General features: G+C 73.3%; 17 protein-coding genes. 4 read left to right on the top strand and 13 right to left on the bottom strand.

The features are described 5' to 3' along the window. Positions 1-106: 106 nt before the first annotated feature. Positions 107-1,516, bottom strand: a complete 1,410-nt coding sequence (glnA, locus tag ACFWZH_RS27320) for a type I glutamate--ammonia ligase (protein ID WP_384436590.1) — start codon at positions 1,514-1,516, stop codon at positions 107-109. A gap of 293 nt (positions 1,517-1,809) precedes the next feature. On the opposite strand from glnA, the gene ACFWZH_RS27325 reads away from it, so the two are divergent. Next, positions 1,810-2,277, top strand: coding sequence for an RDD family protein (locus ACFWZH_RS27325; protein WP_384436593.1), 468 nt, complete (start codon positions 1,810-1,812; stop codon positions 2,275-2,277). A 113-nt stretch (positions 2,278-2,390) separates the two neighbouring features. On the opposite strand, the gene ACFWZH_RS27330 is transcribed toward ACFWZH_RS27325, so the two are convergent. The 4 genes from ACFWZH_RS27330 to lipB all read right to left on the bottom strand — a co-directional run bounded on the left by ACFWZH_RS27330 (position 2,391) and on the right by lipB (position 5,475). Further along, positions 2,391-3,110, bottom strand: coding sequence for a DUF4191 domain-containing protein (locus ACFWZH_RS27330; protein ID WP_384436596.1), 720 nt, complete (start codon positions 3,108-3,110; stop codon positions 2,391-2,393). A 10-nt stretch (positions 3,111-3,120) separates the two neighbouring features. After that, the gene (locus ACFWZH_RS27335) at positions 3,121-3,339 is read right to left on the bottom strand and encodes a hypothetical protein (protein ID WP_384436599.1); all 219 of its coding nucleotides are present in this window, start codon (positions 3,337-3,339) and stop codon (positions 3,121-3,123) included. Between the two features lie 212 nt (positions 3,340-3,551). After that, positions 3,552-4,517: a lipoyl synthase gene (locus ACFWZH_RS27340; RefSeq protein ID WP_384436602.1), complete on the bottom strand. Its 966-nt coding sequence runs from the start codon at positions 4,515-4,517 to the stop codon at positions 3,552-3,554. A gap of 142 nt (positions 4,518-4,659) precedes the next feature. Then, positions 4,660-5,475: a lipoyl(octanoyl) transferase LipB gene (lipB, locus tag ACFWZH_RS27345; RefSeq protein WP_384436605.1), complete on the bottom strand. Its 816-nt coding sequence runs from the start codon at positions 5,473-5,475 to the stop codon at positions 4,660-4,662. Positions 5,476-5,771: 296 nt separating this feature from the next. Between lipB and ACFWZH_RS27350 the strand changes: the two genes are divergently transcribed. After that, positions 5,772-7,229 carry a regulator gene (locus tag ACFWZH_RS27350; RefSeq protein WP_384436608.1) on the top strand — a complete coding sequence of 486 codons (1,458 nt, stop codon included), beginning with the start codon at positions 5,772-5,774 and terminating at the stop codon, positions 7,227-7,229. A 33-nt stretch (positions 7,230-7,262) separates the two neighbouring features. Here ACFWZH_RS27350 and ACFWZH_RS27355 read toward each other — a convergent pair whose 3' ends face one another. The 3 genes from ACFWZH_RS27355 to ACFWZH_RS27365 form a co-directional block, all read right to left on the bottom strand. Beyond that, entirely contained in the window at positions 7,263-8,564 is a 1,302-nt protein-coding gene (locus tag ACFWZH_RS27355) for an NAD(P)/FAD-dependent oxidoreductase (RefSeq protein WP_384436611.1), read from the bottom strand. Between the two features lie 194 nt (positions 8,565-8,758). Then, on the bottom strand, positions 8,759-9,643 hold the full coding sequence (locus ACFWZH_RS27360) for a TIGR01777 family oxidoreductase (protein ID WP_384436614.1): 885 nt from the start codon (positions 9,641-9,643) through the stop codon (positions 8,759-8,761). A gap of 84 nt (positions 9,644-9,727) precedes the next feature. After that, complete coding sequence (locus tag ACFWZH_RS27365) at positions 9,728-10,246, bottom strand: DUF4240 domain-containing protein (RefSeq protein ID WP_384436617.1); 519 nt, start codon at positions 10,244-10,246, stop codon at positions 9,728-9,730. Between the two features lie 262 nt (positions 10,247-10,508). Between ACFWZH_RS27365 and ACFWZH_RS27370 the strand changes: the two genes are divergently transcribed. Together ACFWZH_RS27370 and ACFWZH_RS27375 are read left to right on the top strand one after the other, a co-directional pair. Next, positions 10,509-12,419 carry a hypothetical protein gene (locus ACFWZH_RS27370; protein ID WP_384436619.1) on the top strand — a complete coding sequence of 637 codons (1,911 nt, stop codon included), beginning with the start codon at positions 10,509-10,511 and terminating at the stop codon, positions 12,417-12,419. A gap of 133 nt (positions 12,420-12,552) precedes the next feature. After that, positions 12,553-13,509: an SDR family oxidoreductase gene (locus ACFWZH_RS27375; protein ID WP_384436622.1), complete on the top strand. Its 957-nt coding sequence runs from the start codon at positions 12,553-12,555 to the stop codon at positions 13,507-13,509. Between the two features lie 218 nt (positions 13,510-13,727). Here ACFWZH_RS27375 and ACFWZH_RS27380 read toward each other — a convergent pair whose 3' ends face one another. The 5 genes from ACFWZH_RS27380 to ACFWZH_RS27400 all read right to left on the bottom strand — a co-directional run bounded on the left by ACFWZH_RS27380 (position 13,728) and on the right by ACFWZH_RS27400 (position 24,908). After that, a complete protein-coding gene (locus ACFWZH_RS27380) occupies positions 13,728-14,786 on the bottom strand; it encodes a helix-turn-helix transcriptional regulator (RefSeq protein ID WP_384436625.1) in 1,059 nt (352 codons plus the stop codon). A 200-nt stretch (positions 14,787-14,986) separates the two neighbouring features. Next, positions 14,987-17,674: a pyruvate dehydrogenase (acetyl-transferring), homodimeric type gene (aceE, locus tag ACFWZH_RS27385; protein ID WP_384436628.1), complete on the bottom strand. Its 2,688-nt coding sequence runs from the start codon at positions 17,672-17,674 to the stop codon at positions 14,987-14,989. Between the two features lie 274 nt (positions 17,675-17,948). Continuing rightward, positions 17,949-18,572 carry a GntR family transcriptional regulator gene (locus ACFWZH_RS27390; RefSeq protein ID WP_384436631.1) on the bottom strand — a complete coding sequence of 208 codons (624 nt, stop codon included), beginning with the start codon at positions 18,570-18,572 and terminating at the stop codon, positions 17,949-17,951. Between the two features lie 11 nt (positions 18,573-18,583). Continuing rightward, on the bottom strand, positions 18,584-23,506 hold the full coding sequence (locus ACFWZH_RS27395; protein WP_384436634.1) for a tetratricopeptide repeat protein: 4,923 nt from the start codon (positions 23,504-23,506) through the stop codon (positions 18,584-18,586). Continuing rightward, positions 23,499-24,908 carry an esterase/lipase family protein gene (locus ACFWZH_RS27400; protein ID WP_384436637.1) on the bottom strand — a complete coding sequence of 470 codons (1,410 nt, stop codon included), beginning with the start codon at positions 24,906-24,908 and terminating at the stop codon, positions 23,499-23,501. The genes ACFWZH_RS27395 and ACFWZH_RS27400 overlap by 8 nt, the downstream gene beginning before the upstream one ends. Between the last annotated feature and the right edge of the window lie 78 nt (positions 24,909-24,986).

Consider the following 24,986-nt stretch of genomic DNA (forward strand, 5'->3'; position numbering starts at 1 on the left):
CCCCCACGAAAACGGCCGCCGGCCGCGCCTTCCCAGCGGGAAGAACGCGGCCGACGGCCTACAACCGGCCCAGGCGAGCGAAGTGCGGCTCTGGCCTGTGGGGTTCTTAGATGTCGAAGTACAGCTCGAACTCGTGCGGGTGCGGACGCAGCTGGATCGGGGCGATCTCGTTGGTGCGCTTGTAGTCGATCCAGGTCTCGATCAGGTCGGAGGTGAAGACGCCGCCCTGCTGGAGGTACTCGTTGTCGGCCTCGAGGGCGTCGAGGACCGCCGGGAGGGAGGTGGGGACCTGGGGGACGCCCGCGTGCTCTTCGGGGGCGAGCTCGTAGAGGTCCTTGTCGATCGGCTCGGCCGGCTCGATCTTGTTCTTGACGCCGTCCAGGCCCGCGAGGAGCAGGGCGGAAAAGGCGAGGTATGGGTTCGAGGACGGGTCCGGCGCGCGGAACTCGACGCGCTTGGCCTTCGGGTTCGAGCCCGTGATCGGGATGCGCATGGCCGCGGAGCGGTTGCGCTGGGAGTAGACCAGGTTGACCGGGGCCTCGAAGCCGGGGACCAGGCGGTGGTAGGAGTTCACCGTCGGGTTGGTGAAGGCCAGCAGCGACGGGGCGTGCTTGAGGATGCCGCCGATGTAGTAGCGGGCGGTGTCCGAGAGGCCCGCGTAGCCCTGCTCGTCGTAGAAGAGGGGCGCGCCGCCCTGCCACAGGGACTGGTGGACGTGCATGCCGGAGCCGTTGTCACCGAAGATCGGCTTGGGCATGAAGGTCGCGGTCTTGCCGTTGCGCCAGGCGACGTTCTTCACGATGTACTTGAAGAGCATCAGGTCGTCGGCGGCGGCGAGCAGCGTGTTGAACTTGTAGTTGATCTCGGCCTGGCCGGCGGTGCCGACCTCGTGGTGCTGGCGCTCGACCTGCAGGCCGGCGGCGTCCAGCTCCAGGGAGATCTCGGCGCGCAGGTCGGCGAAGTGGTCGACCGGCGGGGCCGGGAAGTAGCCGCCCTTGTAGCGGACCTTGTAGCCGCGGTTGTCCTCGACCGCGCCGGTGTTCCAGGCGCCGGCCTCGGAGTCGATGTGGTAGAAGCCCTCGTTCGAGGTGGTGTTGAAGCGCACCGAGTCGAAGACGTAGAACTCGGCCTCGGGGCCGAAGTACGCGGTGTCCGCGATGCCGGTGGAGGCGAGGTAGGCCTCGGCCTTCTTGGCGATGTTGCGCGGGTCGCGGCTGTACTGCTCGCCCGTGATCGGGTCGTGGATGAAGAAGTTGATGTTGACGGTCTTGTCGCGGCGGAACGGGTCCACGCGGGCCGTCGACAGGTCGGCGCGCAGCGCCATGTCGGACTCGTGGATGGCCTGGAAGCCGCGGATCGAGGAGCCGTCGAAGGCGAGTTCCTCGGCCGGGTCGAACGCCTTCGCCGGGATCGTGAAGTGCTGCATCACACCGGGCAGGTCGCAGAAACGGACATCGATGAACTTGACGTCCTCGTCCGCGATGAACTTCTTGGCCTCGTCGGCGTTCTGGAACATCCAACTCCTCCTAGCCCGGTCACCGGTCGGCGGACGCGGGATTGCTACTCGGAACGCGACCATCTGCAGAGGCGCGCTCGCCCGACCATAGGCAGGCGGGATTTCCCAAGCATGACCCATTTGTTTCGCCGAGGTTAACCGCCGCGCGGTGGGTCATATCCCCTAGTGTGCGGCAAAACGGCGTAATGCGGGTGTGGCGGTGTCGGCCGCCTTCCGTACTCCCCGCGGCCCCTCCACCGGCCGGTGCCCGCCCTCCGCGAAGCGAACGTATGCGGTCGCAGTACCGTGGACGGGTGGACAACAGGCAAGCAATCGGATCGTGGATCTCCGGGCCCCGCGCGGCAGCCGAGGACATGGGTGTCGAGTTCGGATACCGCGGGCAGCGGCTCGGGCTGCCGGAGCAGGGACCGGGGTCCCTCGCGCGCCCCGGGCGCCGCTTCGCCGCGCTCTTCATCGACTGGGCGCTGTGCATGCTCATCGCCTACGGACTGCTCAGCGGCGGCAAGGCGCAGTCGGCCAGCAACTGGGCCCTGGTGGTCTTCGCCGTGCTCAGTGTGCTGACGGTCGGCACGGTCGGCTTCACGCCGGGCAAGCGGCTGCTGGGCCTGCGGGTGGTCGCCGAGGGCGGTGGCCGGATCTCGCTGCCGTGGGTGGTGCTGCGCACGGCCCTGCTGGTCGTGGTCATCCCGGCGGTGGTGTGGGACCGGGACGGGCGGGGGCTGCACGACCGTCTCGCGCGCGCCGTACAGGTCCGGATCTAGCGGCCTCGAAGCCCCCGGAAGGGAGAGGCGCCCCAGACGCGGGAGAAAACGGGTGGGCCCGGGACCACGAAGGTCCCGGGCCCACCCGTTTCGATGTATACGAGTCGCGCGGTTCAGCGCGTCTTTCCGCCGCCCCGGGGCATCCGCATGCCCTTCGGCATCGGGCCCTTCGGCACCGGCATGTTGCTCATCAGGTCGCCGAGCGCACGCAGCCGGTCGTTGACGGCCGTGACCTGGGCGCCCGGCAGGACGCGCGGGAGCTTCAGCAGGGTCGTACGGAGCTTCTTCAGCGGCACCTGGCCCTCGCCGTCGCCCACCACGATGTCGTGGACCGGGGCGTCCGCGACGGTGCGCGCCATCCGCTTCTTCTCGGCGGCCAGCAGGCCGCGAAGACGGTTCGGGTTGCCCTCGCCGACCAGCACGATGCCGGCCTTGCCGACGGCGCGGTGCACCACGTCCTGGCTGCGGTTCATCGCCACCGCGGGGGTGACCGTCCAGCCGCGCCCGACGTTCTCCAGCACGGCCGCCGCCGCACCGGGCTGGCCCTCCATCTGCCCGAAGGCAGCTCGCTCGGCGCGCCGTCCGAAGACGATCGCCATCGCGAGGAAGGCCAGTACGAAGCCCAGGATGCCCGCGTAGATGGGGTGGCCGATCAGGAAGCCGATGGCAAGGAGAACGCCGAATACGACGATGCCTACACCAGCGACGACAAGACCGACCTTGGAGTCGACCCGACGGGTCATCTTGTAGGTCAGGGCGATCTGCTTGAGCCGCCCGGTGTTCTCAGCGCCGGCAGCGCCGGCAGCGCCCTCAGCGTTTACCTTCCTCGCCATACAGCGCAGTCTACGTGGCGTGCGGGCGACGGGTCGCCGCGGCCTCCAGTACGTACTCGGCCTCGTACCGGTCCTTGGCGCGGCGGCGGTCCTCCAGGACCGACGTCCAGGCGTTGCGGCGGGCGGTGCGCTGCCCGCCGCGCATCAGCACGGCCTCGACGGCACGCAGTGCACCGGTGACGGAAGGACGGGGGAGGGCTGGTGTGGCGCGGAGCGGCGCGGCCTGCATGGTGGGTGACTCCTTCTGGCGTTCGCAGGAGCAGGAGAGGGTGCGTGAACGGTGCGTGCATCCATCGTCACGGAAAGGTGTTACCAACGGATGACCTGCCGGTCAAACACCAATGAAACGTTGACGCGGCCCGCCACGCCCCCCGTCCTGGGGGAGTGCGGGCCGCGTCCTCAAGCATGTGCCACGTTTCACAAGACGGCGCGCCGGGGAACTCAAACCGCCTGACTGGACGCCTCGACCTCGCGCCGTTCGATGGCCTGCTGGTAGAGGCGGCCGGCGCGGTAGGAGGAGCGGACCAGCGGGCCGGACATCACGCCGGAGAAGCCGATCTCCTCGGCCTCCTCCTTCAGCTCCACGAACTCGGCCGGCTTCACCCAGCGCTCGACGGGGTGGTGGCGCGGGGTGGGACGCAGGTACTGGGTGATGGTGATCAGCTCGGTGCCCGCCGCGTGCAGCTCGCGCAGCGCCTCGCTGACCTCTTCGCGGGTCTCGCCCATGCCCAGGATGAGGTTGGACTTGGTGACCAGGCCGGCCTCGCGGGCCTTGGTGATGACCTCGAGGGAGCGCTCGTACCGGAAGCCGGGACGGATCCGCTTGAAGATCCGCGGCACCGTCTCGACGTTGTGCCCGAGCACCTCGGGGCGGGACGAGAAGACCTCGGCCAGCTGGTCGGGGTCGGCGTTGAAGTCGGGGATGAGCAGCTCGACCTTGGTGTAGCCCTCGGCGCGCTCCGCCGTCATCGCGTGGATCTGGCGCACCGTCTCGGCGTACAGCCAGGCGCCGCCGTCCTCAAGGTCGTCGCGGGCGACGCCGGTGATCGTGGCGTAGTTCAGGTCCATCGTGACGACGGACTCGCCGACCCGGCGCGGCTCGTCGCGGTCGAGGGCCTGCGGCTTGCCGGTGTCGATCTGGCAGAAGTCGCAGCGCCGGGTGCACTGGTCGCCGCCGATGAGGAACGTGGCCTCGCGGTCCTCCCAGCACTCGTAGATGTTCGGACAGCCCGCTTCCTGGCAGACGGTGTGCAGGCCCTCGCTCTTCACGAGCTTTTGCAGGGCGTTGTACTCCGGACCCATTTTCGCCCGCGTCTTGATCCACTCGGGCTTGCGCTCGATGGGGGTCTGGCTGTTCCGGACCTCCAGGCGCAACATCTTGCGTCCGTCGGGTGCGACTGCGGACACGTCCGGCTCCCTACGACTTCGTTTCCTTGGCGTACACCAGGGTACGCCCGTCAATTCGCACGTCTTTACGTGCGGGGCAACCCCATGGGGCGGGGCCGCATTCCCGGTGGTCGCCGGGGGTTCCTCGCCGGTGGCCGTACGGTCAGACCACCCGCGGCAGCAGCTCGGCGCCCTCCAGGACGTCCCGCAGGTGCTTCTCGACGACGGGCAGCACCTCGGCGATGGTGATCTCGCGGCCCAGCTCGCCCGCGAGCGAGGCGACACCCGCGTCCCGGATGCCGCACGGCACGATCTTGTCGAACGAGGTGTTGTCCGGGTTCACGTTCAGCGCGAAGCCGTGCATCGTGACGCCCTTGGCGACGCGGATGCCGATCGCGGCGAGCTTGCGGTCCTCGCGGCGCTGGCCGGCGTTGGACGGCGCGTACTCGGGGCCGTTCAGCCGCGGGTCGAACAGTTCGTCCGTCACCCGCGGATCGAAGTCCAGCTGCAGTCCGCCGAGCCCCGCCCGCTCCTCCACGGCGTCGCCCAGCACCCACACCCCGCTGCGGCCCTCGACCCGGCTGGCCTCGACGCCGAACTCGGCGCAGGTGCGGATCAGGGCGTCCTCCAGCCGGCGGACGTGGGCGACCACGTCGACCGGGCGCGGGAGCTTCTGGATGGGGTAGCCCACCAGCTGGCCGGGCCCGTGCCAGGTGATCTTCCCGCCGCGGTCCACGTCGATGACCGGGGTCCCGTCCAGGGGGCGCTCGTCGTCGGTGGTGCGCCGGCCGGCGGTGTACACCGGCGGATGCTCCAGCAGCAGACAGGTGTCGGGCACCTCGTCGGCGAACCGGGCGGCGTGCACCCGGCGCTGTTCCTGCCAGGCGGACTCGTAGTCCACGGCGTCCGCTCCGAAGCCCAGATGCACAAAGCGCAGCCCCTCGGGTGCGGGGGTCTCCCCCCGAGAGATCGCAGTCACGGCAGCTCCTCTTCGAACCTTTGTTGCACTCTTGCTGCAACGCTGATGCACTTCCGATGGTTTCGCGCCCATGCCACTGTACGGCGACCGAATCCGGACCCTTCAGGCGGCCGGTGTACCTGCCACCCTTCGGACCCCGTCCCTGCTCACACGATCGGATGAACGCGTGGCGCAGGCGGCGAGAAAGGCTCCGAAGGCCGTTACATTCACGCCGTTCCACAAGGGCGATGAGCATGCCGGACAGGGTCCGCCGAACCCGGCTGCCCGGCCCGGAAGGCAGGAGACCGGTAAAGCCGATGACGGACCGACCCCCGCACCACACACCCAACCGCCAGCTCGCCGCGCTCATCGCCGAGGCGGGGTTTTCCAATGCCGGACTGGCCAGACGGGTTGATCAGCTCGGCATCGAGCACGGCCTCGACCTCCGGTACGACAAGACCTCGGTGACGCGCTGGCTGCGCGGCCAGCAGCCGCGCGGCACCACCCCGGCACTGATCGCCGAGGTGTTCACCCGCCGGCTGGGGCGCCGGCTGTCCGCCCAGGACCTCGGGCTGGACGCCTGCGCGCCGGTGTACGCCGGGCTGGAATTCGCCTCCACCCCCAGCGAGGCGGTGGACATCGTCAGCGGCCTGTGGCGCAAGGACTCCGGCAGCCACGCCGAGCTCCGCAAGATCGCCTTCACCCCGGCCGGGCTCGTGGTGCCGAGCCGGGACTGGCTGATCGGCCGCCCCGACGACCGCGTCGCCCGCGGCGAGCCCGCCGGAGAGGGATCGGGCCGGGTGCCCGTCCAGGGCAGCCGGGCCTCGGTGCCGCGCCAGCGCCGTACCGACCGCGTCGACCGCACCGAGGGCGCGCGGGTCACCTCCGGCGACATCGCCGCGCTGCGCTCGGTCGGCGAGCTGTTCCGGGCGCTGGACCACGCCTACGGCGGCGGCCACGCCCGACAGGCCCTGGTGCGCTATCTGGAGCACGAGACCGAGCCGATGCTGCGCGGCACCTACGGCGAGACCACCGGCCGCCGGCTGTTCGCGGCCGCCGCCGACCTGACCAGGCTGGCGGGCTGGACCTCGTACGACATCGCCGCGCACGGCCTGGCGCAGCGGTACTTCGTGCAGGCACTGCGGTTGGCGCAGGCCGCCGGCGACCGGGCGTACGGCTCCTACGTCCTGGTGACGATGAGCCGGCAGGCCGTCTATCTGGGGCACGGCAGGGAGGCCGTCCAGCTGGCGCGCGTCGCCCAGCAGGGCATCGGCTCCAGCGCGCCGCCCGCCGTCCAGGCGCTGCTGCACTCCGCGGAGGCGCGCGGCCATGGCGTCATGGGCGAGGTGCGGGCCTGCACGGCGGCGCTGGCCCGCGCGGAGCGGGCGCTGGAGACCGCCCGCCCCGGCGACGAAACCCCGTACTGGGCCCGCTTCTTCGACGAGGCGCAGCTCGCCGACGAGCTGGCGCACTGCCATCGCGATCTCCAGCAGTACCGCGCGGCCTCCCAGCACGCCGAGCGCTCCCTGCAGCTGCGCGCCGCCGGGTTCGCCCGCAGCCGGCTGTTCTGCCGGGTGGTGCTGGCGACCGCGCGGCTGGGCCTGGGCGAGCTGGAGCAGGCCTGCACGCTGGGCGCCGAGGCGGCGCTCCAGGCCTCCGAGATGCGGTCCGTACGGGCCCACGAGTATGTCAGGGAGTTCGAGCGCCGCCTGGAGCCGTACCGGGACGCGGCGGCGGTGCGCGGGTACCGGGAACGGGTGGCGGCGCTCGGGTGAGCCGGGCGGTGCGCGGCGGTCCGGTCGAGCCGGTCAGGCCGCCGCGCGCAGCGTGTCCGGCTCCGTCGTGAGCGTCGGCAGCCCGAAGTCCTGGAGGACGGCGCGGGCGGCACGGCGGCCCGAGTTCAGCGCGCCCTGGAGCGTGCTGGTGTCGCGGTGGTCGCCGCACACATAGAGGCCGGACAGCACGCGCACGGTGCGCTCCGGGTCGTAGGGGGCCGTCATCGCCGGTACCGCGTACGGGTCCTGATGGGCGGTCAGCAGCCGCCAGTCGTCGGTCCGCGCCCCGTGGACGCGCTCCAGCTGGGGCCGGACCGTCTTGTCGAGGACGGACAGCGGCAGCGCCGCCGCGGCGCCGAGCACGGTCGTGGTGATCAGGGACCGGCCGGGCGGCGTACGGGACGGATCGATCGCGCCGGCGAGGTAGGTGTAACCGACCGGGCCGTCCGTCGGCAGGATCAGCGCCGTGTCGCGGGACGGCGCGGCGCGGCCCGCCGATACCGCCCCCGCGGTGTGGTGCAGGACGGCCACCGGATGGAAGGCGGGCACCCGCAGGCCCGGCAGCAGTTCGGCCGCGTCCCGCGCGCCGGTCGCCACCAGCACCGCCCGGCAGGGGATACGGCCGTGCTCGGCGGTGTGGACGCCCGTGGTGGAGACGGAGGTGACCCGCACCGACGTACGGACCGTGCCGGGCGGCAGCCCGGCGGCGAGCAGGTCGGGCACGGCGCAGGCGCCGCCGGCCGGCAGCCACAGCCGTCCGTGCGCGAAGGCGCGCAGCGCGGCGGCGGCCCCACGGCTGGAGCCGCGCAGCTGCGGATCGCACAGCAGGGCGCCCAGCAGGGGCCGCAGGAACGCGTCATGGGTGCGGGGCGGGAAGGCGGGACGGCCCGCGAGGGCGTCGCGGATCGGGCGGTCCGGGGGCGGGGCGGCGGGGGTGGTGCGGTCGGTGCGGTGCTCGGTGTGCTGCGGAGGACATCGGTCGGCGCGCAAGAGGGCGCGCGCCGCGGAAAGTGCGCCCCTTGTGCTCCGGGGTGCGCTGATGCGTTGCTTGCGCTGGCCGTTGTGGACGCTCAGGCCGGACGCGAACGGACGCAGCGTCAGATCGCCGAGGCCCGGGGTGCGGCGCAGCTCGGCGCCGGAGACGGCCAGCGGGCGGCCGCAGCGGTCCAGCCGGAAGCCGTCGAGCCGGTCGGTGGCCGACCGGCCGCCGATCCGTTCCGTGGCCTCCAGCACGGTGACCGACACTCCCGCGCCGGTCAGATGGCGGGCGGCGGCAAGACCGGCCGGCCCGGCTCCCACGATGACGACGTCCACGGTCGATGCGATGCGCGGCACATGCCCTCCCGGAGGTCGGTCCCAGCGGCGGCGCACCGATGTCATGCCCAGTGCCGCCGCGCGGGATGCCGATGGTGTGTGCGAGGACGGTAGGGAGGCGCCGGCCCGTACGGCAGGGGGCGTCCGGGGCGCGTCGGAGCGCCCTTGGCCACGGCTCCCGCGGGACCCGGGCGTCTACCCCGCCTGGACGCCTCCTAGGCGGCCCGCACCGCTTCCAGGATGCGCGGATGATCGAAGGCGAACCCGGATTCCAGCAGCCGCCGCGGCACCACCCGCTGGCTGCCGAGCACGTCCTCGGCGAAGTCCCCCAGGGCGATCCGCAGCACCGGCGCCGGGACGGTGAACAGCGTCGGCCGGTTCAGCGCGCGGCCCATCACGGCGGTCACCTCGCGGTTGGTGACCGGTTCCGGGGCGGTGAGGTTGACCGGCCCGCTCAGCTCCTCGGTGTCGATGAGGTGGCGCAGCGCCCGGATGTGGTCGTGCAGGGAGATGAAGCTCCAGTACTGGCTGCCGTCGCCGAGCCGCCCGCCCAGGCCGAGCCGGAAGATCGGGAAGAGCCGGCCCCAGGCGCCGCCGGAACGGGCCACGACCAGACCGGTGCGGGCGAAGACGGTGCGGATGCCCGCGTCCTGCGCCGGCTTCGCGGCGTCCTCCCAGGCCACGCAGACCTCCGGCAGGAACCCCGCGCCGGCCGGTGCGCTCTCGTCCGTACGCCGGTCGCCGGTGTCGCCGTAGTAGCCGATCGCGCTGCCGCACACGAAGACCCGGGGCGGGGTGTCCATCGAGGCGAGCGCCTGGGCGAGGGTGCGGGTGCCCAGTACCCGGCTGTCGCGGATCTCCTGCTTGTACGCCGCCGTCCAGCGGTGGTCGCCGACACCGGCGCCGGCGAGATGGACGACCGCCTCACAGCCGGTCAGCCCGGCGGTGTCGACCTGCCCGCCCGCGGGGTTCCAGCGCACCTCGTCGGCGGCCGTGGGCTCGCGCCGTACGAGTCGGACGACTTCATGGCCGTCCGTGCGCAGGGAGTGTACGAGCGCCGTGCCGATGAGCCCGGTCGAGCCGGTGATCGCGATCCGCATGGGGCCATACTGCCCGCAGCGCGCCGCCGGCGACGACATCTGCGGTCCGTCCGCCGCGCTGAGGGGCCCGGCGCCGGCCGCGCCCTACGGCTTGAAGCGGTCCCACAGCAGGGGGAAGCGCTCCGCCAGGCTCTGGTCGTCGTCGAAGTCGAGGTAGCCGCCGAGCGGTTCGCGGGGCGGCGGCGGAAGCTCCAGGTCCGGCATCACCCCGCCGGTCATCCGCTCGTACGCCTCGTCGGCCGCGTACCCCAGCTCCTCGGCGTCGCCGTCCACCGCCTCGTCGAAGTCGTCCAGCAGCTCGGCGAGCTGGTCCGGGTCGTGCACCGCGCCCTCGAAGACCTCCCGGCCCTGGCCGATCAGCCAGCAGCGGAAGTAGTCGAAGGCGTCGTCGCTGGCGCCGCCGAGCAGAATCGAGGCCGCGGCCCACAGGTCCCACGTGTACGCCCGGTTGTAGCGGGACTCGAAGTGGCGGGCGAAGTCCACGACGGTGTCCGGGTCGAGCCCGAGCAGCCGCTCGACCAGTGCGTCGGCCTGCTCCTCCGGGTCGCCCTCCGCTGCCGCGCGGGAGTGGTCGACCAGCTCCCAGAACTCCGTCTCTTCCATCACCGCTCCAGCATCCGCCTTGGCGCCGTGCCACGCATGCGGACTACCCCAGATGCGACGGTGTCGTTATCCGGATCGGTGAACGGCCGCACGCCGCGCTGACGGCCGTCCGGACCGGTGCCCGTCCGCCCCTCTTCGCGCCCCGCACGGGCGAACCGCCGTGTGACCGTCCCAAGAATCACTCGTTGGAAGGCGTGCAACGACCAAAACGGCATAGACGGCACATCCGCCACTTCGCGAAGGGCTGTTTCACGCCATGCCCATGGACGAACGCACCCGGGCCGACGTCGAACGGGCCGAGGCGGCCATCGTCGAGCACTACCCCCGACTCGTCCGCCTCGCCTACCTCGTGCTGCCCCCCTCGATGGGCCGCCACCGCCGGGTCCTGACCGCCCACGGACTGGTCCAGCGGGCCCTGCCGCGGGCCGGCCGCCGCCGCCCGGCCCGCGGGCTGCCGGCCCAGCGCGGCCCGGCGCCCGAGTCCGGCTACGACCTCGTACGGCTGCGGATCCTGCGGCTGGCCCTGGCACAGGAGGGCCGGCCCGGCCGGGGGCTGCCGGCCGTGCCCGTCGTCTGGGGGCTGCGGCTCTTCCCGCGGGCCGGCGGCGCCGACGAACTCGCCCTGGACCAGGCGCTGTCCGCCGTCCCGGCGCCGGTGCGGGCCGCCATCGGGCTGGGGCACCTGGAGGGCCTGGACGAGGACACGGCGCGGGCCGTACTGGAGCGGGCCGGGGTCGAGGACGCGGAGGCGGCGCAGCGGGCGGCCGGGCTGCTGGAGCGGGAGACCGGGGCCGATGCCGCCGCCCTGCTGAACTCCGGGGAGTTCGACCCGTGCACGGTGCAGACCCGGCCGACGGACCTGCTGCGCCGCCGCCAGCGGGTGCGGGCCTCGCTCGCGCTGGCGGCCGTGCTGGCGCTCGGCGCGGGGGTGGCGGCGGTGGTGCCGGGCGGCGACGGCGACCGCTCCGGCCGCGCCCCGACCGAGGCCCAGCAGGCGCTGGACCCGGCCCGGCTGCTGCGCACCCCCAACGAACAGTGGGCCGGCACCTCCCGGGTGGACTTCACCGCCTGGCCCGCCCGCGGCCGGGAGACCGGTGACAAGGAGCTGCTGGCGCGGGCGCTGGGGGTCTGGGCGGCCCCGCCCGAGGACGCCCGGATCACGGCGACCGCCGGCACCTCCGCCCGCCCGCCCGGCCGTCCACCGCAGCTGCTCTACGCGGGCCTGATCGACAACGTCATGGTCGTGGTCTTCCACGACGGCGAGCGGCTGGTCCGCTACGCCGAGCCCGAGGACGCCACCCCCACCCTGCACTTCGCGCGCGTCGACGACGCGGATCCGATCACCAGCGCCGGGCTGGTGATCGGCCGCGGGAACGGCTGGATGCGCTACCTCCTCGCCCCCTGGATCTCCGATGTCGCCGTCCGCGACCTGCTGGTGCCCGGAGCCCCGCCGCACGGGCTGCATGTCGCCCCCGACGGGGTCACCGACCGGATCGCCACGCCGCCCGGGGCGGGCGCCGGATGCGGACGCTGGCCGGTGGCGCAATTCCGCCCCTCGACGCGGCTGGGAGCGGCCCTGCCGGCCTTCCTCCTCGCCGACCTCGACGATCTCGTGCCCGTCCATCTGACGTATACGCCGCCGCCCGCCGTCGGGCGGAGCACCGTCGAGGGGCCGCGCGAGGCGACCGACCCGCCGGCGCTGCAGAACTGGGCCCGTACGGCCTGCCGGCTGGGCTCCCTGCGCGGCGCCGGGGTGCGCTCCGTCGACAACTGGGCGTTCGCCGAGCAGCCCCTTCCCGAGGGCGCCGGCAGGGCGACCTGGGTCTGCACCCGCGCCGACACCTGGCGCGGCCCCGGCACCGTGGCCGTCCAGTTCCTGCCGCCCGCTCCGCGCCCCACCGACCCGGGGCGGATCGCCGGACGCGCCGTCGACACCGCGGCCTGCAGCCGCTTCGGACCGCATGTCGTCGCGGACGTCCACTGGCAGGCGAAGTCGGGCACGTGGTACCTGCTCGCGGCCGGCAGCCGCGAGGTGGTCGGCCTCGACGCCACGGGCGGCGTACGGGCCACCGGCAGGGCCGGCGCCCTCGCCGCACCGGCGGGGCGGGACGCGCGGGCCGAGGTCGTCGGGCGGCTGCGGGACGGGCGGAGCGTACGCGCGCTACAGCCGTAGGGGCCGCCGGACGGCACGTCGTGCGGGGGATCCGAATCCCGACAGTAGGTGTCGGGATTCGCTGTCAGGGTCGCGCTGTGCGGTGGCGGGACCGAGCCACCGCATCCGGCACCCGACAGCGAGGAGCGAGAACGTGACGGGCCATGAGGAACGAGCAGGGCGTGCGGACCGGGCCGTGGCGGCCGACCTGACCGGCCGGGTGGCGCTGGTCGCCGGGGCGACCCGCGGCGCGGGCCGGGCGATGGCGGTGGAGCTGGGCCGGGCCGGTGCCCTGGTGTATGTGACCGGGCGGACGACCCGGGAGCGCGTCAGCGAGGTCGGCCGCCCCACGGAGACGATCGAGCAGACCGCCGAGCTGGTGACCGCGGCCGGCGGCACGGGGATCGCGGTACCGACCGACCACCTGGAGCCGTCGCAGGTCGAGGCGCTGGTGACGCGCATCGGCCAGGAGCAGGGGCGGCTGGACGTGCTGGTCAACAGCCTGTGGGGCGGCGACCGGCTGATCGAGTTCGACACCAGGCTCTGGGACCTCGATCTGGACAAGGGCCTGCGGATGTTCCGCCTCGGCATCGACACCCACGTCATCACCAGCCATTACGCGCTGCCGCTGCTGATCGGGCGGCCCGGTGGGCTGGTCGTCGAGATCACCGACGGCACCGAGGCCTTCAACCGCACCTACCGCGACAACCTCTGCTTCGACCTCACCAAGTGCGCCCCGCACCGCATCGCCTTCGGCCTCGCCGCCGAGCTGAAGGAGTACGGCGGCACGGCCGTCTCGCTCACCCCCGGCTTCCTGCGGTCCGAGGAGATGCTGGACCACTTCGGGGTGACGGAGGAGACCTGGCGCGACGCGGTCGCCCAGGAGCCGCACTTCGCCATCGCCGAATCGCCGGCGCTGATCGCCCGCGGTGTACGGGCGCTGGCCGCCGACCCGGACAAGCAGCGCTGGAGCGGTCGGTCGCTCTCCAGCGGCCAACTGGCGAAGGAGTACGACTTCACCGACACGGACGGCTCCCGGCCGGACTGCTCCGGCTACTTCGAGGACGTGGTCCTGGGCGGGAAGGACGGCAGCGCGGCGGACTACCGCTAGGGCGTGTCCGATGGGTCATGGCCGGGTCCGCGGCGTCTGGCACGGCACCTCGCGGCGTTGCCGAAACGTCCCAATAGCTCCGCTATCGGGACGCTCCGGCGCCTTGCGATGCAGCTCGGCATCCAAAGGAGCACATGAGGAGCCGAGACGGAGTTCGCGCAGCGAACGCAGTGCACCAGACACCGCGGCCTATCCGACCCTGACCCATCGGACACGCCCTAGCCGGCGCGCTGCCCGCCGGACTCCGCACCGCCCGGTCCGCCCGGCTCGGTGTACAGCGCCGCCGTCCGGCGGGCGGCCGCCGCCAGGCGCTCGCGCAGCCCGGAGGGCGCCAGTACCTCGCCCTCCGGGCCGAGCGCCAGCAGCTGGGCGTAGGCGACCTCGTCGGACTCCACGGGCAGGGTGACGGTCAGCCGCCCCTGCGGATCGGGACCGCCGGCCGCCCGCGCCGTGTCGATCGCCTCGCGGGCCGCCGCGCGTTCGGTGACGTACGGCAGTTGCCGCACACCGCGCGCGGAGAGCCGCAGCACCACCTCCTCGCGCAGGATCGAGCGCGCGAACTGCGCGGCCCGCTCCGCCCAGAACGCGGGCAGGTCGAAGGAGGCGTCGCGGGTGAACCGGGCCGCGCCGCTGCCGCCGCTCCCGTCACCGCCGTCGTCCCCGGCGGGCTCGACGGCGGTGAACCGGTCCACCCGATACACCCGGAAGTCCCCCTGGGACCGTGCCGCCAGATACCAGACCCCCGCCTTCAGCACGAGGCCGTACGGCTCCAACTCCCGCTCCACCGTGGTGTCCCTGCGGAGGTAGCGGGCGCGGACGCGGCGGTCGTCCCAGACCGCGTCGGCGAAACCGGGCAGCAGGGCGGGGGTCTCGGGCTCCTGGTACCAGGCGGGTGCGTCGAGGTGGAAGCGCTGGGCGGCGCCCGTCGCGGCGTCCCGCAGCTCGGGCAGCAGCGCGGCGGAGACCTTCAGACGGGCGGCGGACGCGGCGTCCGCGAGGCCCATCTCCCGCAGGGCGGAGGGCACTCCGGACAGGAAGAGGGCCTCCGCCTCGCTGCGGCCCAGGCCCGTGAGGCGGGTGCGGTAGCCGCCGATGAGGCGGTAGCCGCCGGCCCGGCCCCGATCCGCGTAGACGGGCACCCCGGCCTCGGAGAGGGAGAGGACATCGCGCACGACCGTACGCTCGGAGACCTCCAGCTCCCGCGCCAGCTCCGCGCCCGTCATCGACGGCCGCGTCTGGAGCAGCAGCACCATCTTGATCAGCCGTGCAGCACGCATGCCCCCATGATGCCGGGGGGCACTGACAACGCCGGGCGGGGCGAGAACGGGCAGCCCGGTCGGGGTCGGGGGTGGGGAAGGCCCGGCCGTAATCAGGGCATGACCGGCCGGGCCAGTGGAATCCCGTGCGGAGGCTCCGGGCGCGGGAAGGTCGCCTCCGCACGGGAGATGGGGGGTGTCCTCCAGGGGCTCGGAGGGCCTCAGAAGCCGTAGCGCTCCCGGGCCTCCTTGACCGCGGAGGCCGGTACCTCGCCGCGGCGGGCGAGCTGGGCCAGTGCGGCGATCACGATCGACTCGGCGTCGACGCCGAAGTGGCGGCGGGCCGCGTCGCGGGTGTCGGACAGGCCGAAGCCGTCCGCGCCGAGCGAGGTGTAGTCCTGCTCGACCCACTGCGCGATCTGGTCCGGGACCTGGCGCATGTAGTCGCTGACGGCCAGCACCGGGCCCTCGGCACCGCTGAGCGCCTCGCGGACGTAGGGCGTGCGGTCCTCGCCGTTCAGGGTGGCCGCGTCGGCCTCCATGGCGTCGCGCCGCAGCTCGGTCCAGGAGGTCGCGGACCACACGTCGGCGGCCACGCCCCACTCCTCGGCGAGCATCCGCTGGGCACCCAGCGCCCAGTGGATCGCCGTGCCGGAGGCCAGCAGCTGGATCGCCGGGGCGCCCGCGGGTGCCGTGACCCCCGCCGTGGCCGCGGTGTTGAAGCGGTACAGGCCGCGGACGATGCCCTCGTCGACGCCTTCAGGCTTGGCCGGCTGGGGCATCGGCTCGTTGTAGACGGTCAGGTAGTAGAAGACGTTCGGGTCCTCGCCGGGGGCGCTCTCCCCGTACATCCTGCGCAGACCGTCCTTGACGATCGCCGCGACCTCGTACGCGAACGCCGGGTCGTACGTCAGCGCCGCCGGGTTCGTCGCCGCGATCATCGGCGAGTGGCCGTCCGCGTGCTGCAGGCCCTCACCGGTCAGCGTCGTACGGCCGGCCGTGGCGCCGACGAGGAAGCCCTTGCCGAGCTGGTCGCCGAGCTGCCACATCTGGTCGGCGGTGCGCTGCCAGCCGAACATCGAGTAGAAGATGTAGAAGGGGATCATCGTCTCGCCGTGCGTGGAGTACGCGGTGGCGGCGGCGATGAAGTCCGCCATCGAACCGGCCTCGGTGATCCCCTCGTTGAGGATCTGGCCGTCCTTGGCTTCCTTGTAGTACATCAGCTGGTCGCGGTCGACGGGCTCGTACGTCTGGCCCTTGGGGGAGTAGATGCCCAGGGACGGGAAGAGCGACTCCATGCCGAAGGTGCGCGCCTCGTCGGGGACGATCGGCACCCAGCGCCTGCCGGTCTCCTTGTCGCGGATGAGGTCCTTGACCAGGCGGACGAAGGCCATGGTGGTGGCCACGGACTGGTTGCCGGAGCCCTTGTCGAAGGCGGCGAAGGCCTTGTCGGCCGGGGCGGGCAGCGGCGCGAGGGGGTGGACGCGGCGGGCCGGGGCCGGGCCGCCGAGTGCCGCGCGGCGCTCCTGGAGGTAGCGGACCTCGGGGGAGTCGGCGCCGGGGTGGCCGTAGGGCACCTGGCCGTCGGTGAAGTCGCTGTCGGAGATGGGGAGTTCGAGCAGGTCCCGCATGACCTTGAACTCGTCCACGGTCAGCTTCTTCATCTGGTGGTTGGCGTTCTTGGACTCGAAGCCCTTGCCGAGGGTGAAGCCCTTGACCGTCTGCGCGAGGATCACGGTCGGGGCGCCCTTGTGCTCCACGGCGGCCCGGTACGCCGCGTACACCTTGCGTGCCTCGTGGCCGCCGCGCGAGAAGTGGAAGCACTCCAGGATCTTGTCGTCGCCCAGCAGCCTGCCCATCTCGGCGAGGGCGGGCTCGGCGCCGAAGAAGTGGTCGCGTATGTAGGCCGCGTCGCGGGTCGCGTAGGTCTGGAACTGGGCGTCGGGCACCTCGCGCAGACGGCGGGCCAGCGCGCCGGTGGTGTCGAGCCGGAAGAGCTCGTCCCAGGCGGTGCCCCACAGGGTCTTGACGACGTTCCAGCCGGCGCCGCGGAACTGAGCCTCCAGCTCCTGCACGATCTTGAAGTTGGCGCGGACCGGGCCGTCCAGGCGCTGCAGGTTGCAGTTGATGACGAAGGTGAGGTTGTCCAGGCCCTCGCGGCTCGCCAGTGCGAGTGCCGCCGTCGACTCGGGCTCGTCCATCTCGCCGTCGCCCAGGAACGCCCAGACGTGGGAGTCGGAGACGTCCTTGATGCCGCGGTTGGTCAGGTAGCGGTTGAAGCGCGCCTGGTAGATGGCGGAGAGCGGGCCCAGACCCATGGAGACGGTCGGGAACTCCCACAGCCAGGGCAGCCGCCGCGGGTGGGGGTAGGACGGGATGCCCTTGCCGCCGGCCTCGCGGCGGAAGTTGTCGAGGTGCTCCTCGGTGAGGCGGCCGTCGAGGAAGGCGCGGGCGTAGATGCCCGGCGCGGCGTGGCCCTGGATGTAGAGCTGGTCGCCGCTGCCGTCGCCTTCCTTGCCGCGGAAGAAGTGGTTGAAGCCGGTCTCGTAGAGCCAGGCCGCGGAGGCGAAGGTGGCGATGTGTCCGCCGACTCCGTACTTGGAGCCGCGGGAGACCATCGCGGCCGCGTTCCAGCGGTTCCAGGCGGCGATCCGGGCCTCCATCGCCTCGTCACCCGGAATGGCGGGTTCGGCGGCGGTGGGGATGGTGTTGAGGTAGTCGCTCTCCAGGAGCTGGGGCAGTGCCAGCCCCGAGTTCTCCAGGGTGCGGCGCATCAGATAGGCGGCGCGGTGCGGACCGGCCGCCTCGGTGACGGCGTCCAGGGACTGGCGCCACTCGGCCGTCTCCTCGGGGTCACGGTCCGGGAACTGGTCGAGCTGGCTGTACGGCAGGCGCACGGGTTCGGGCATGGGTGGCCCCTTTCCGGACGGGAGGCTCGGGGGTGTCGTCGAGTCCGGGCCGCGCGCCCGGAGGCGTGTACGGCGGGATCTCGACGACACCGATGTGCGAGTTCGGCAGTTTCGGCAGGCAGGGTGTCGCGCCCCGGCAGAAGACGATACGCCTCTGATCGATGATCGATCAACGCTCAACGAGCGAATCGCTGCAGGTCGGCACGGGGTGCCGCATTTTGGGGCACGCCGTGCCAGCAAGAAAGGGGGGCCGCGGAGCCCGGTCCGAAGGCCCTCAGACCCTCGGAGCGCAGCTCAGCACATGGCTCTTGAGCAGGGTCCCGATCTTCGGGTCGCGGCGCCGGAACGCGTCCACGATCTCCTGATGATCCTGTGCGTGCGCCCGCGGTTCGGGGCTGAACCAGCGGATCGACAGCGTCGTCCAGACCTCGATGCCCAGCGACTCCCAGGTGTGCAGCAGCACGGCGTTGCCGGCCGCCCGCACGATCTCCCGATGGAAGGCCACCGTGTGCCGCACCTGCGCCTCGCCGTCACCGGCCCGGTCCGCCTCGCGCAGCGCCGCCACCTCCCGCTCCAGCGCCGCGGTGTCCTCGGCCAGCCGCCCGGCCGCCAGCTCCGCGGCCACCTGCTCCAGCCCGGCCCGCACCGGGTAGCTCTCCTTGAGGTCGGCCGCGGTCAGATTCCGCACCCGTACGCCCTTGTTCGGCGCCGACTCGATCAGCTGCAGCGACTCCAGCTCCCGCAGCGCCTCCCGTACGGGCGTCTGGCTGACCTCCAGCTCCACCGCGATCCGCCGCTCCACGATCCGCTCACCCGGCTGCCAGCGGCCGCTGACGATCCCCTCGAGGATGTGCTCGCGGATCTGCTCGCGCAGCGAATGGACGACGGGCGGGGTCATGACGTGCTCCTTCAAGGGCCGAGCGGTCGGACGTCATTATCCAGGTCACGGGCGAGGACCGACGTGAGCAGACCGCGCAGGGGGACCGCGTGGCCGGGCTGCCGCGTCATGATCTCGACGAGGTCCTCGATCGCGCGGTCCCTGACGGCCTCGTCCGGCGCGGAGGGCATCGCCGCGGCGGGCGCTGCCGTGCCGGCGAGGATGTCCGCGACGGCGAGGTGGACCCGCGCCGTGTAGTGATCTCCCAGGAAAGCACGTTCAAGGACGGCGCAGTGCCGCAGGGTCACGGCATCCAGCGCGACACCGGCCTGCCGGGCCCGCCGCGCGAGGTCCGGTGGTCCCTCCAGACAGCGCTGTGCGGCGTCGATGCCGTCGTGCCGGGCGAGGTGCAGCACGGCGTCGTGGACCTCGGTGCGGGGCTCGTCGAGGACCCAGGCGCCCAGCCGGTCGGAGAGCACGAACGGCAGGAACGCGGCGTCCGCGCCGGTCGCGGGCATCCCCCGCACAAGGCGCAGCAGGTGTCCGGCGTCCTGCTCGGCCCACTCGACCATCGCCACCTCCGCCAGGGCGGCGGTGACTTCCGGGGTCGCCAGGCGCTCCTCGTGCTGCTCCCAGAAGCGACGGGCCGCGGTCCAGTCGGGGCAGCCGAGCCAGTCGTAGACGAGCGAGAAGGCCCAGGAGGGCAGGGCCAGCCAGGCCGGCGGGGCGCTCCCCGTGGCGTCGACCCAGGCGGCGCGGACCCGGTCGTGGTCGTCGTCCGGAGGGTGGCGCAAGGAACCCCGCGCGTCGAAGGTGACCTCGTCGCGCACCTCGGGGGCCTCGGTCAGCAACCGGATCAGCTCGTCGGTCCCGGTGCCGACGGCGTCCTCGTACAGCAGCAGCATGGTGCGCTCGTACCGCAGCCGGCGGACGACGGCCGGGTGGTCCGACAGCACGTCGACGGCGGTGTCGTAGAAGGGCCGGACCGCGGTGATCTGCTCGATCTCGGACAGGTAGTCGGTCAACTCGGCCAGCGCGGTCAGCACATTGTCGAGGTGGGGGCCGGGGGTGCTCCGCGCGAGTTCGAGGAAGCCCTCGACGGCTTCCCGGGCCGAGGCCGCCGCGGCCGAGGGGTCCTTGGCCCGTGCCTGACAGCGGGCCAGGTTCAGCAGCGAGCCGGCGACGGAGCGCCGGCGCGTGCCGGAGCCGTCCCGGCCCAGCGCGCGGTAGGTGTCGACGGCCTCCTGGGCCGCGGCCAGCGCCTCCTGGGCGTGGTCGCACATCGACTCGGCACGGGCGAGCGTACTGAGCGCGTTGGCCAGGGACAGCCGGTAAGCCGTGGAGTGCGGCCCGCACAGCGGACGGAGGAGGGCCACGGCCTCCCGGGCCGGGCCCAGGGCGCCGCGGCGGTCCGCCGACCGGGCCAGCTGATCCGCATGCTGCCACAGGGCGTTGGCGAGCGCCGGGACATGGGCGGCGGGGTCGGCCTCGGCGAGCCGGCGGCGAAAACCGAGCGCCTCCGTCGCCGCGTCATGGGCGGCCGCCGCGCTGCCGCAGGCCGCCTCGCACTCCGCGAGGGATTCCAGCGCGCCCGCGAGGGAGGACAGGCGCGGGGGCATCGGCGCGGACCGGGCCAGTGCGCGTCGCAGGTCCACCGCCTCGCGGGCCAGGGGCAGGCCCGTCGCGGTCTCCCCGTGCTCGGCCAGCCGGAGCGCGAGGGTCTCGCAGCAGGTGGCGAGCTCGTGCCGGTACCTGCCGGGGCTCTCCTCCTCCAGGGCGCGGTAGAGATCGGTGGCCTCCTGGGAGGACGCCCGCGCGGCCGCGTCCTGCCGGACCGCGGTCAACCGGAGGGAGAGGTGGTGCAGTGCGGAGGCCAGCGCCGGGAGGTGGGTCTCGCGGCTCAGGCCCACCAGTTCCCGGCAGATCTCCGTGGAGCGCTGCGCGAGGGCCAGCGCCTCCTCGTCGCGGCCGCAGTCGGCGGCACGGTCGCTGAGGTTGCCGAGCGCGACCGCGTACTGGGGCAGATGCTCGACGGCGTCGGCCACGGCCAGTTCGCGGGCGGTCTCGGCCGCCTCGTTCGCCGCCGAGAGGGCCGCTTCCGGCTCTCCCGCGCGACTGAGGCACAGCGACAGGTTGTGCAGGCAGACGGCGAGCCCGGGAAGTGTGGCGGCACGGTCCGTCCCGGCGAGTTCGCGATGGGCTTCGACGGCCGCCACCGCCGGCCGCAGCGCGGCCCGGTAGGCGCCGGTCCGGGCGAGGGAGATGGCGAAGGTGTTGAGGAACATCGCGAATCCCTCGAGGTACACCGCCGGATCGGCCTCGGCGAAGGGCCGGCTGACCTCCACCGCCTCCCTGGCCGCGGCCAGCGCGGGTGCGAACTCACCGGCTCCGGCGAGCCGGTTGGCGAGGATGTGGAGCGAGTCCGCCAGATTGGGGAGGTAGGCGGCACCGACCGTGGTGGACAGCTTCCGGTAGGCCTCGGTGGCCTCGTGCGCCGCGGCCAGCGCGCCCTCGCGGTCTCCGGCGTCCCTGAGGCAGCGCGCGAGGAGGTGCAGGGATCCGGCGAGGCCGGGCAGGTAGTCGGCGGCGCTCGCTCTGACGAGTTCCCGATAGGCGTCGGCGGCCTCCCGGGCCGCCGACAACGCGCCCTCCCGGTCCCCTGTATCCGAACGGCACTGGGCGACCTGCAACAGGGAGCCGGCGAAGAACAGACGATGGGTCTCCGGGGCGGCGGGCATCAGCGCTCTGCGGATGGCGACGGCCTCTTCGGCCTCGGCGAGGGCGGCCCGGGGACCGTCCGAGGCGGTCACGATCAGCGCGTGGTCGTTGAGCGCGACCGCGAGGGCGGGAAGGAAGGTCTGCTCGTCGAGCGGGACCATCTCCCGCAGCAGCGCGATCCCCAGGTCGCCGGCCATCAGCGCATGGCTGACCAGGGCGTAGAACAGGTAGGGCGGCAGCTGCTCCTTCGGGACGCCCCGCTCGTAGCCGTCCCGGAGCCGCGCGACCATCGCCCGGCAGATCGCCTCCCCGCCGTCCGTCTCCCGCAGCGAGGCGTACCGCAGATGGTTCATCAGCTCGCGGTGGTAGAGGCGGTAGACGGCCTGCAGACCGTCGGTGTCCTCCACGATGTACTGGCCGTAGGCGGTCAGGACCCAGTCCAGATCGGCCGCCTGGTAGGTCCAGCCGTCATGGCTGCAGGCCGACGCGGCCATCTCCCAGACGCCTCCGGCCGGCATGCCGTTGTCGGCGCTCCAGGCGAGCGCGGTCAGCAACTCGCGGGCCGCGGCGGGGCGTTGCGTGCCCAGTGAGCGGTGCGGGGGGCCGTTGTCCAGGTCCTCCTCGAAGGCCGCCGCGATCGAGGCGGGCAGCGCCGTGTGCCACGCCTCCTCGCCGTGCTCGCGCCATCTGCGGATCAGGGACGTGGTGACCAGGCGGGCGAAGAGGAAGCCGCCGGCGCTCGCCACGGCCCGCTCGGCCAGCCGAGGGGCCACGTCGCGGATGCGGTGCTCGGCGACGCCCTCCGACCGCAGTCGCAGTCCCACATAAGCCGCCACGTCCTCGGCGGTGTCCGGCTCCTCGTCGAGACCGACCAGCTCCGTGGTGCTGACGAACCGGGTGAGCGCGTCGTCCAGCGTGGGCCGGTGGGCGCCGTGCGGACGAAACGGCCGGTCGCGGGACCCGAGCAGCACCGACGCCACCCGGCTCAGCGGTGCCAGCAGCTGCTCGACGATGGCTTCGGACTGCTCGGGGGCGGCCTCGTCCAGTCCGTCCAGGACGATCAGCGGCGGCCGCTCCCCGGCGGCGTCGGGATCCTCCAGCTCCTTGATCAGCGCCGACGGGGTCCGCGGCACCGGCAGGCCCAGCTTGTCCGCGAGGGCCGTCGCGATCTGCTGTGCGTTCAGCCCGCGCAGATGCAGCGCCGCGTCGACACTGCCCTCGCCGGGGTCGGGGAGGTCGCCGAGCGCCCCGTGCGCGAGCGTGGCGGCGCGCTGCCGGGGGTCGGAGAGGGTGGCGATCCGGCCGAGCACCGCCGACTTGCCGGACCCGGCGCTGCCGGTCACCTGGAACAGGCCCGGCCGGGCGGCCCGCATCCACGACACGATGGACTCCAGCACGCGGCGGCGTCCCGTGAAGAACCAGCCCTCCTCCGCGCCGGAGGCCCCGCGCGCGGCCAGGACCAGATGCTCCACCAGGTCCTCTCCGGCCTCCCGGCGCCACCGGGGGTTGCGGAAGATCGGCCGTGCGCTGCCCGAGCTGACGAACAGCGGCCGCTGGCTGTCCTGCGGCCACTGGGCCAGGGCGGCCTCGACCACCGTCGCGCCGGTCACCCCTCGGTTGCGTACGCTCCACTCGTGCCGGTAGGCCGACCCGCCGGGCCCTTCGCGCAGCACCCGGGTGAGGGTGTCCAGCAGCACGCCGCGGCCGTGGGCCCGTTCCTCGGGCTGACAGCTCGCCACCACCCCGAGCCAGGCGGACCGGCCCTCGGGCAGGGTCCGCTCCGCCCAGGTCTGCAGGGCCTTGCGCAGCGCGGGCAGTACGCCGGCCCCCGAGTGGCAGGTGTCGACCACGAGCAGGATCTGGTCGGCGCCGCACCGCAGGGCGGCCGACGCCAGCAGCTCGGTGGAGTAGGTCTGTTCCTCGTCCCCGATGTCGGCGGTGTCGCGGGTGATGAGCCGTAACGCGCCGTGGGACAGCTCGGCGTGCCCGGACCACAGCACCACCGCGGGCCCGTGGCGGCCGTCCTCCCGCCACCGATCCGACCACGACCGCACCGCGTCGCGCACCTCGTCGCGCCCCGGGTCCTCAAGGAGCCGGGGGGCGTAGCCGTACTCCTGGAGGAGGGCACACAGTTCGCTCATCTGCCGCCGCGCGCCGGGCAGGACGGGGAAGGCCGGCCGGTCGTACGACTCGACGACGACGCCCAGCGCGGTGCCGTGGCGGCCGCGCTCACCCATCGCCCTCGCCCACCAGCAGCAGCGCCGTCACCGACGAGTCCTGACGGCCGGTCACGCCCACCGCCACGCGATAGGCACCAGGGGCTGGGGCGGGGAAGGTGGTCGAGTAGCGGCCGTCGCCGCGATTGCCGAGCGTGTGCCGCAGCGGGCGGCCCGACTCCACGGGGTGGAGCGTCGCGCCGATCGCGAGTTCGTCCCCGCCCGGCACCTCGGGCGGGACCGTGACCGCCAGGTCGAAGGGCGCGCCGGCCGGCAGCAGCTCCGGGGCGTGCACGCTCAAGGGGACCGGATCGTCAAGCGGTGTCCGGTGGTAGGGGGGCTCGGCCGCGAGCCAGCCCCACAGGGCGTCGCGTACGCCGCGCCCGTTCTGCAGCGAGCCGTGCTGCTCGCAGGGGGTGTACCCGGTCGGCGTGCCGGCCGGTGCCGCCGAGAGCCGGGGTACCCGGCCGTCTCCGCCCTCGTCGAGGCCGTCGATGGTGTCCTGCGGCCGAAGCCGTTCACCGGCGATCCCGGCCGTCGTGGGCGTGGGCTGACGCACCCCCACGACCGGCAGGAGCGCGGCCCCGGCACCGGGGCGGGTGGCCGCCGCCCGCCGGATCCCCGCGTGGAACGCGCTCGCGTCGCGCAGCAGCTTCTCGTCCACGCCCACCAGCCCCGTGATCTCCCGCGGGTGGCGCAGGCCGCCCGGCTGGACGAGACAGGCGTAGTCGGGGGTGATCTGGTGCAGGGAGGGCAGGCTGCGGGCGAAGTCGGTGAGGTGGACGGCCCACGGCCCCCAGCCCACGCGGAGCCCGTTGACCAAGTGGACGAGCGCGCTGAGCGACCCGCGGTGCGGTGTCCCGAGGGTGACCACCCGCCTGGTGATCTCGAAGCCACCGAGGCACTCGACGTAGTGGCGGGCCACCAGCCCGCCCATGGAGTGGCAGAGGAAGACCACCCGGGCCGCCCGGCGCCGCGGTGCCGAGTCGCGCCACTGCGCGAGGGCCCGCTCCACCCGTTCCTTGAGGCGCTCGGCGTTGTACCGGCACGACAGGCGCCAGTCGTAGGGGAACGCCAGGAGGTTCGCCGGGACGTCGTCCCCCTCGCCGGGGCGGCGACGGCGCAGCGTGAAGAGCCCTTCGAGCCAGTCCAGCAGCCCGGTGTACCCGTCGACGACCGGGCCCACTCCGGGCAGCGCGTGCAGGGTCGGCATGACGCCGTGTGCGCGCACCCCGTCGCCGGGGTGGTCGTCCCCGAGGTCGGACGGCAGGGTGAGGGCCTTCACGGAGCGCCCGAAGGTGTGGATGGCCCGCCATACCGCTCCGCCGGACGGCCCCCACACCTCCTGGCCGTCGGCGTCCACGAGCCGGCTGCCCAGGATGCCCGGCAGCACCACCACCAAGTCGTCCACTCGTTCGCGCATCGGCTCCCCCCGGATCGCGGTGACGACACAGTAGCGGGCCGGGGCGGGTACGACGGTGCCCCCGCCCGGAGCTCCGGA

It is taken from the genome of Streptomyces sp. NPDC059008 (assembly GCF_042749045.1).
Classification (GTDB): Bacteria; Actinomycetota; Actinomycetes; order Streptomycetales; family Streptomycetaceae; genus Streptomyces.

What these genes read in the sequence shown, in the direction of transcription:
- ACFWZH_RS27365 (WP_384436617.1), bottom strand. Translation starts at nt 10,246, where the DNA reads ATGGAAGAGACGGAGTTCTGGGAGCTGGTCGACCACTCCCGCGCGGCA.
- ACFWZH_RS27400 (WP_384436637.1), bottom strand. Translation starts at nt 24,908, where the DNA reads ATGCGCGAACGAGTGGACGACTTGGTGGTGGTGCTGCCGGGCATCCTG.
- ACFWZH_RS27370 (WP_384436619.1), top strand. Translation starts at nt 10,509, where the DNA reads ATGGACGAACGCACCCGGGCCGACGTCGAACGGGCCGAGGCGGCCATC.
- ACFWZH_RS27395 (WP_384436634.1), bottom strand. Translation starts at nt 23,506, where the DNA reads ATGGGTGAGCGCGGCCGCCACGGCACCGCGCTGGGCGTCGTCGTCGAG.
- ACFWZH_RS27360 (WP_384436614.1), bottom strand. Translation starts at nt 9,643, where the DNA reads ATGCGGATCGCGATCACCGGCTCGACCGGGCTCATCGGCACGGCGCTC.
- ACFWZH_RS27335 (WP_384436599.1), bottom strand. Translation starts at nt 3,339, where the DNA reads ATGCAGGCCGCGCCGCTCCGCGCCACACCAGCCCTCCCCCGTCCTTCC.
- ACFWZH_RS27350 (WP_384436608.1), top strand. Translation starts at nt 5,772, where the DNA reads ATGACGGACCGACCCCCGCACCACACACCCAACCGCCAGCTCGCCGCG.
- ACFWZH_RS27330 (WP_384436596.1), bottom strand. Translation starts at nt 3,110, where the DNA reads ATGGCGAGGAAGGTAAACGCTGAGGGCGCTGCCGGCGCTGCCGGCGCT.
- aceE (WP_384436628.1), bottom strand. Translation starts at nt 17,674, where the DNA reads ATGCCCGAACCCGTGCGCCTGCCGTACAGCCAGCTCGACCAGTTCCCG.
- glnA (WP_384436590.1), bottom strand. Translation starts at nt 1,516, where the DNA reads ATGTTCCAGAACGCCGACGAGGCCAAGAAGTTCATCGCGGACGAGGAC.
- ACFWZH_RS27390 (WP_384436631.1), bottom strand. Translation starts at nt 18,572, where the DNA reads ATGACCCCGCCCGTCGTCCATTCGCTGCGCGAGCAGATCCGCGAGCAC.
- ACFWZH_RS27380 (WP_384436625.1), bottom strand. Translation starts at nt 14,786, where the DNA reads ATGCGTGCTGCACGGCTGATCAAGATGGTGCTGCTGCTCCAGACGCGG.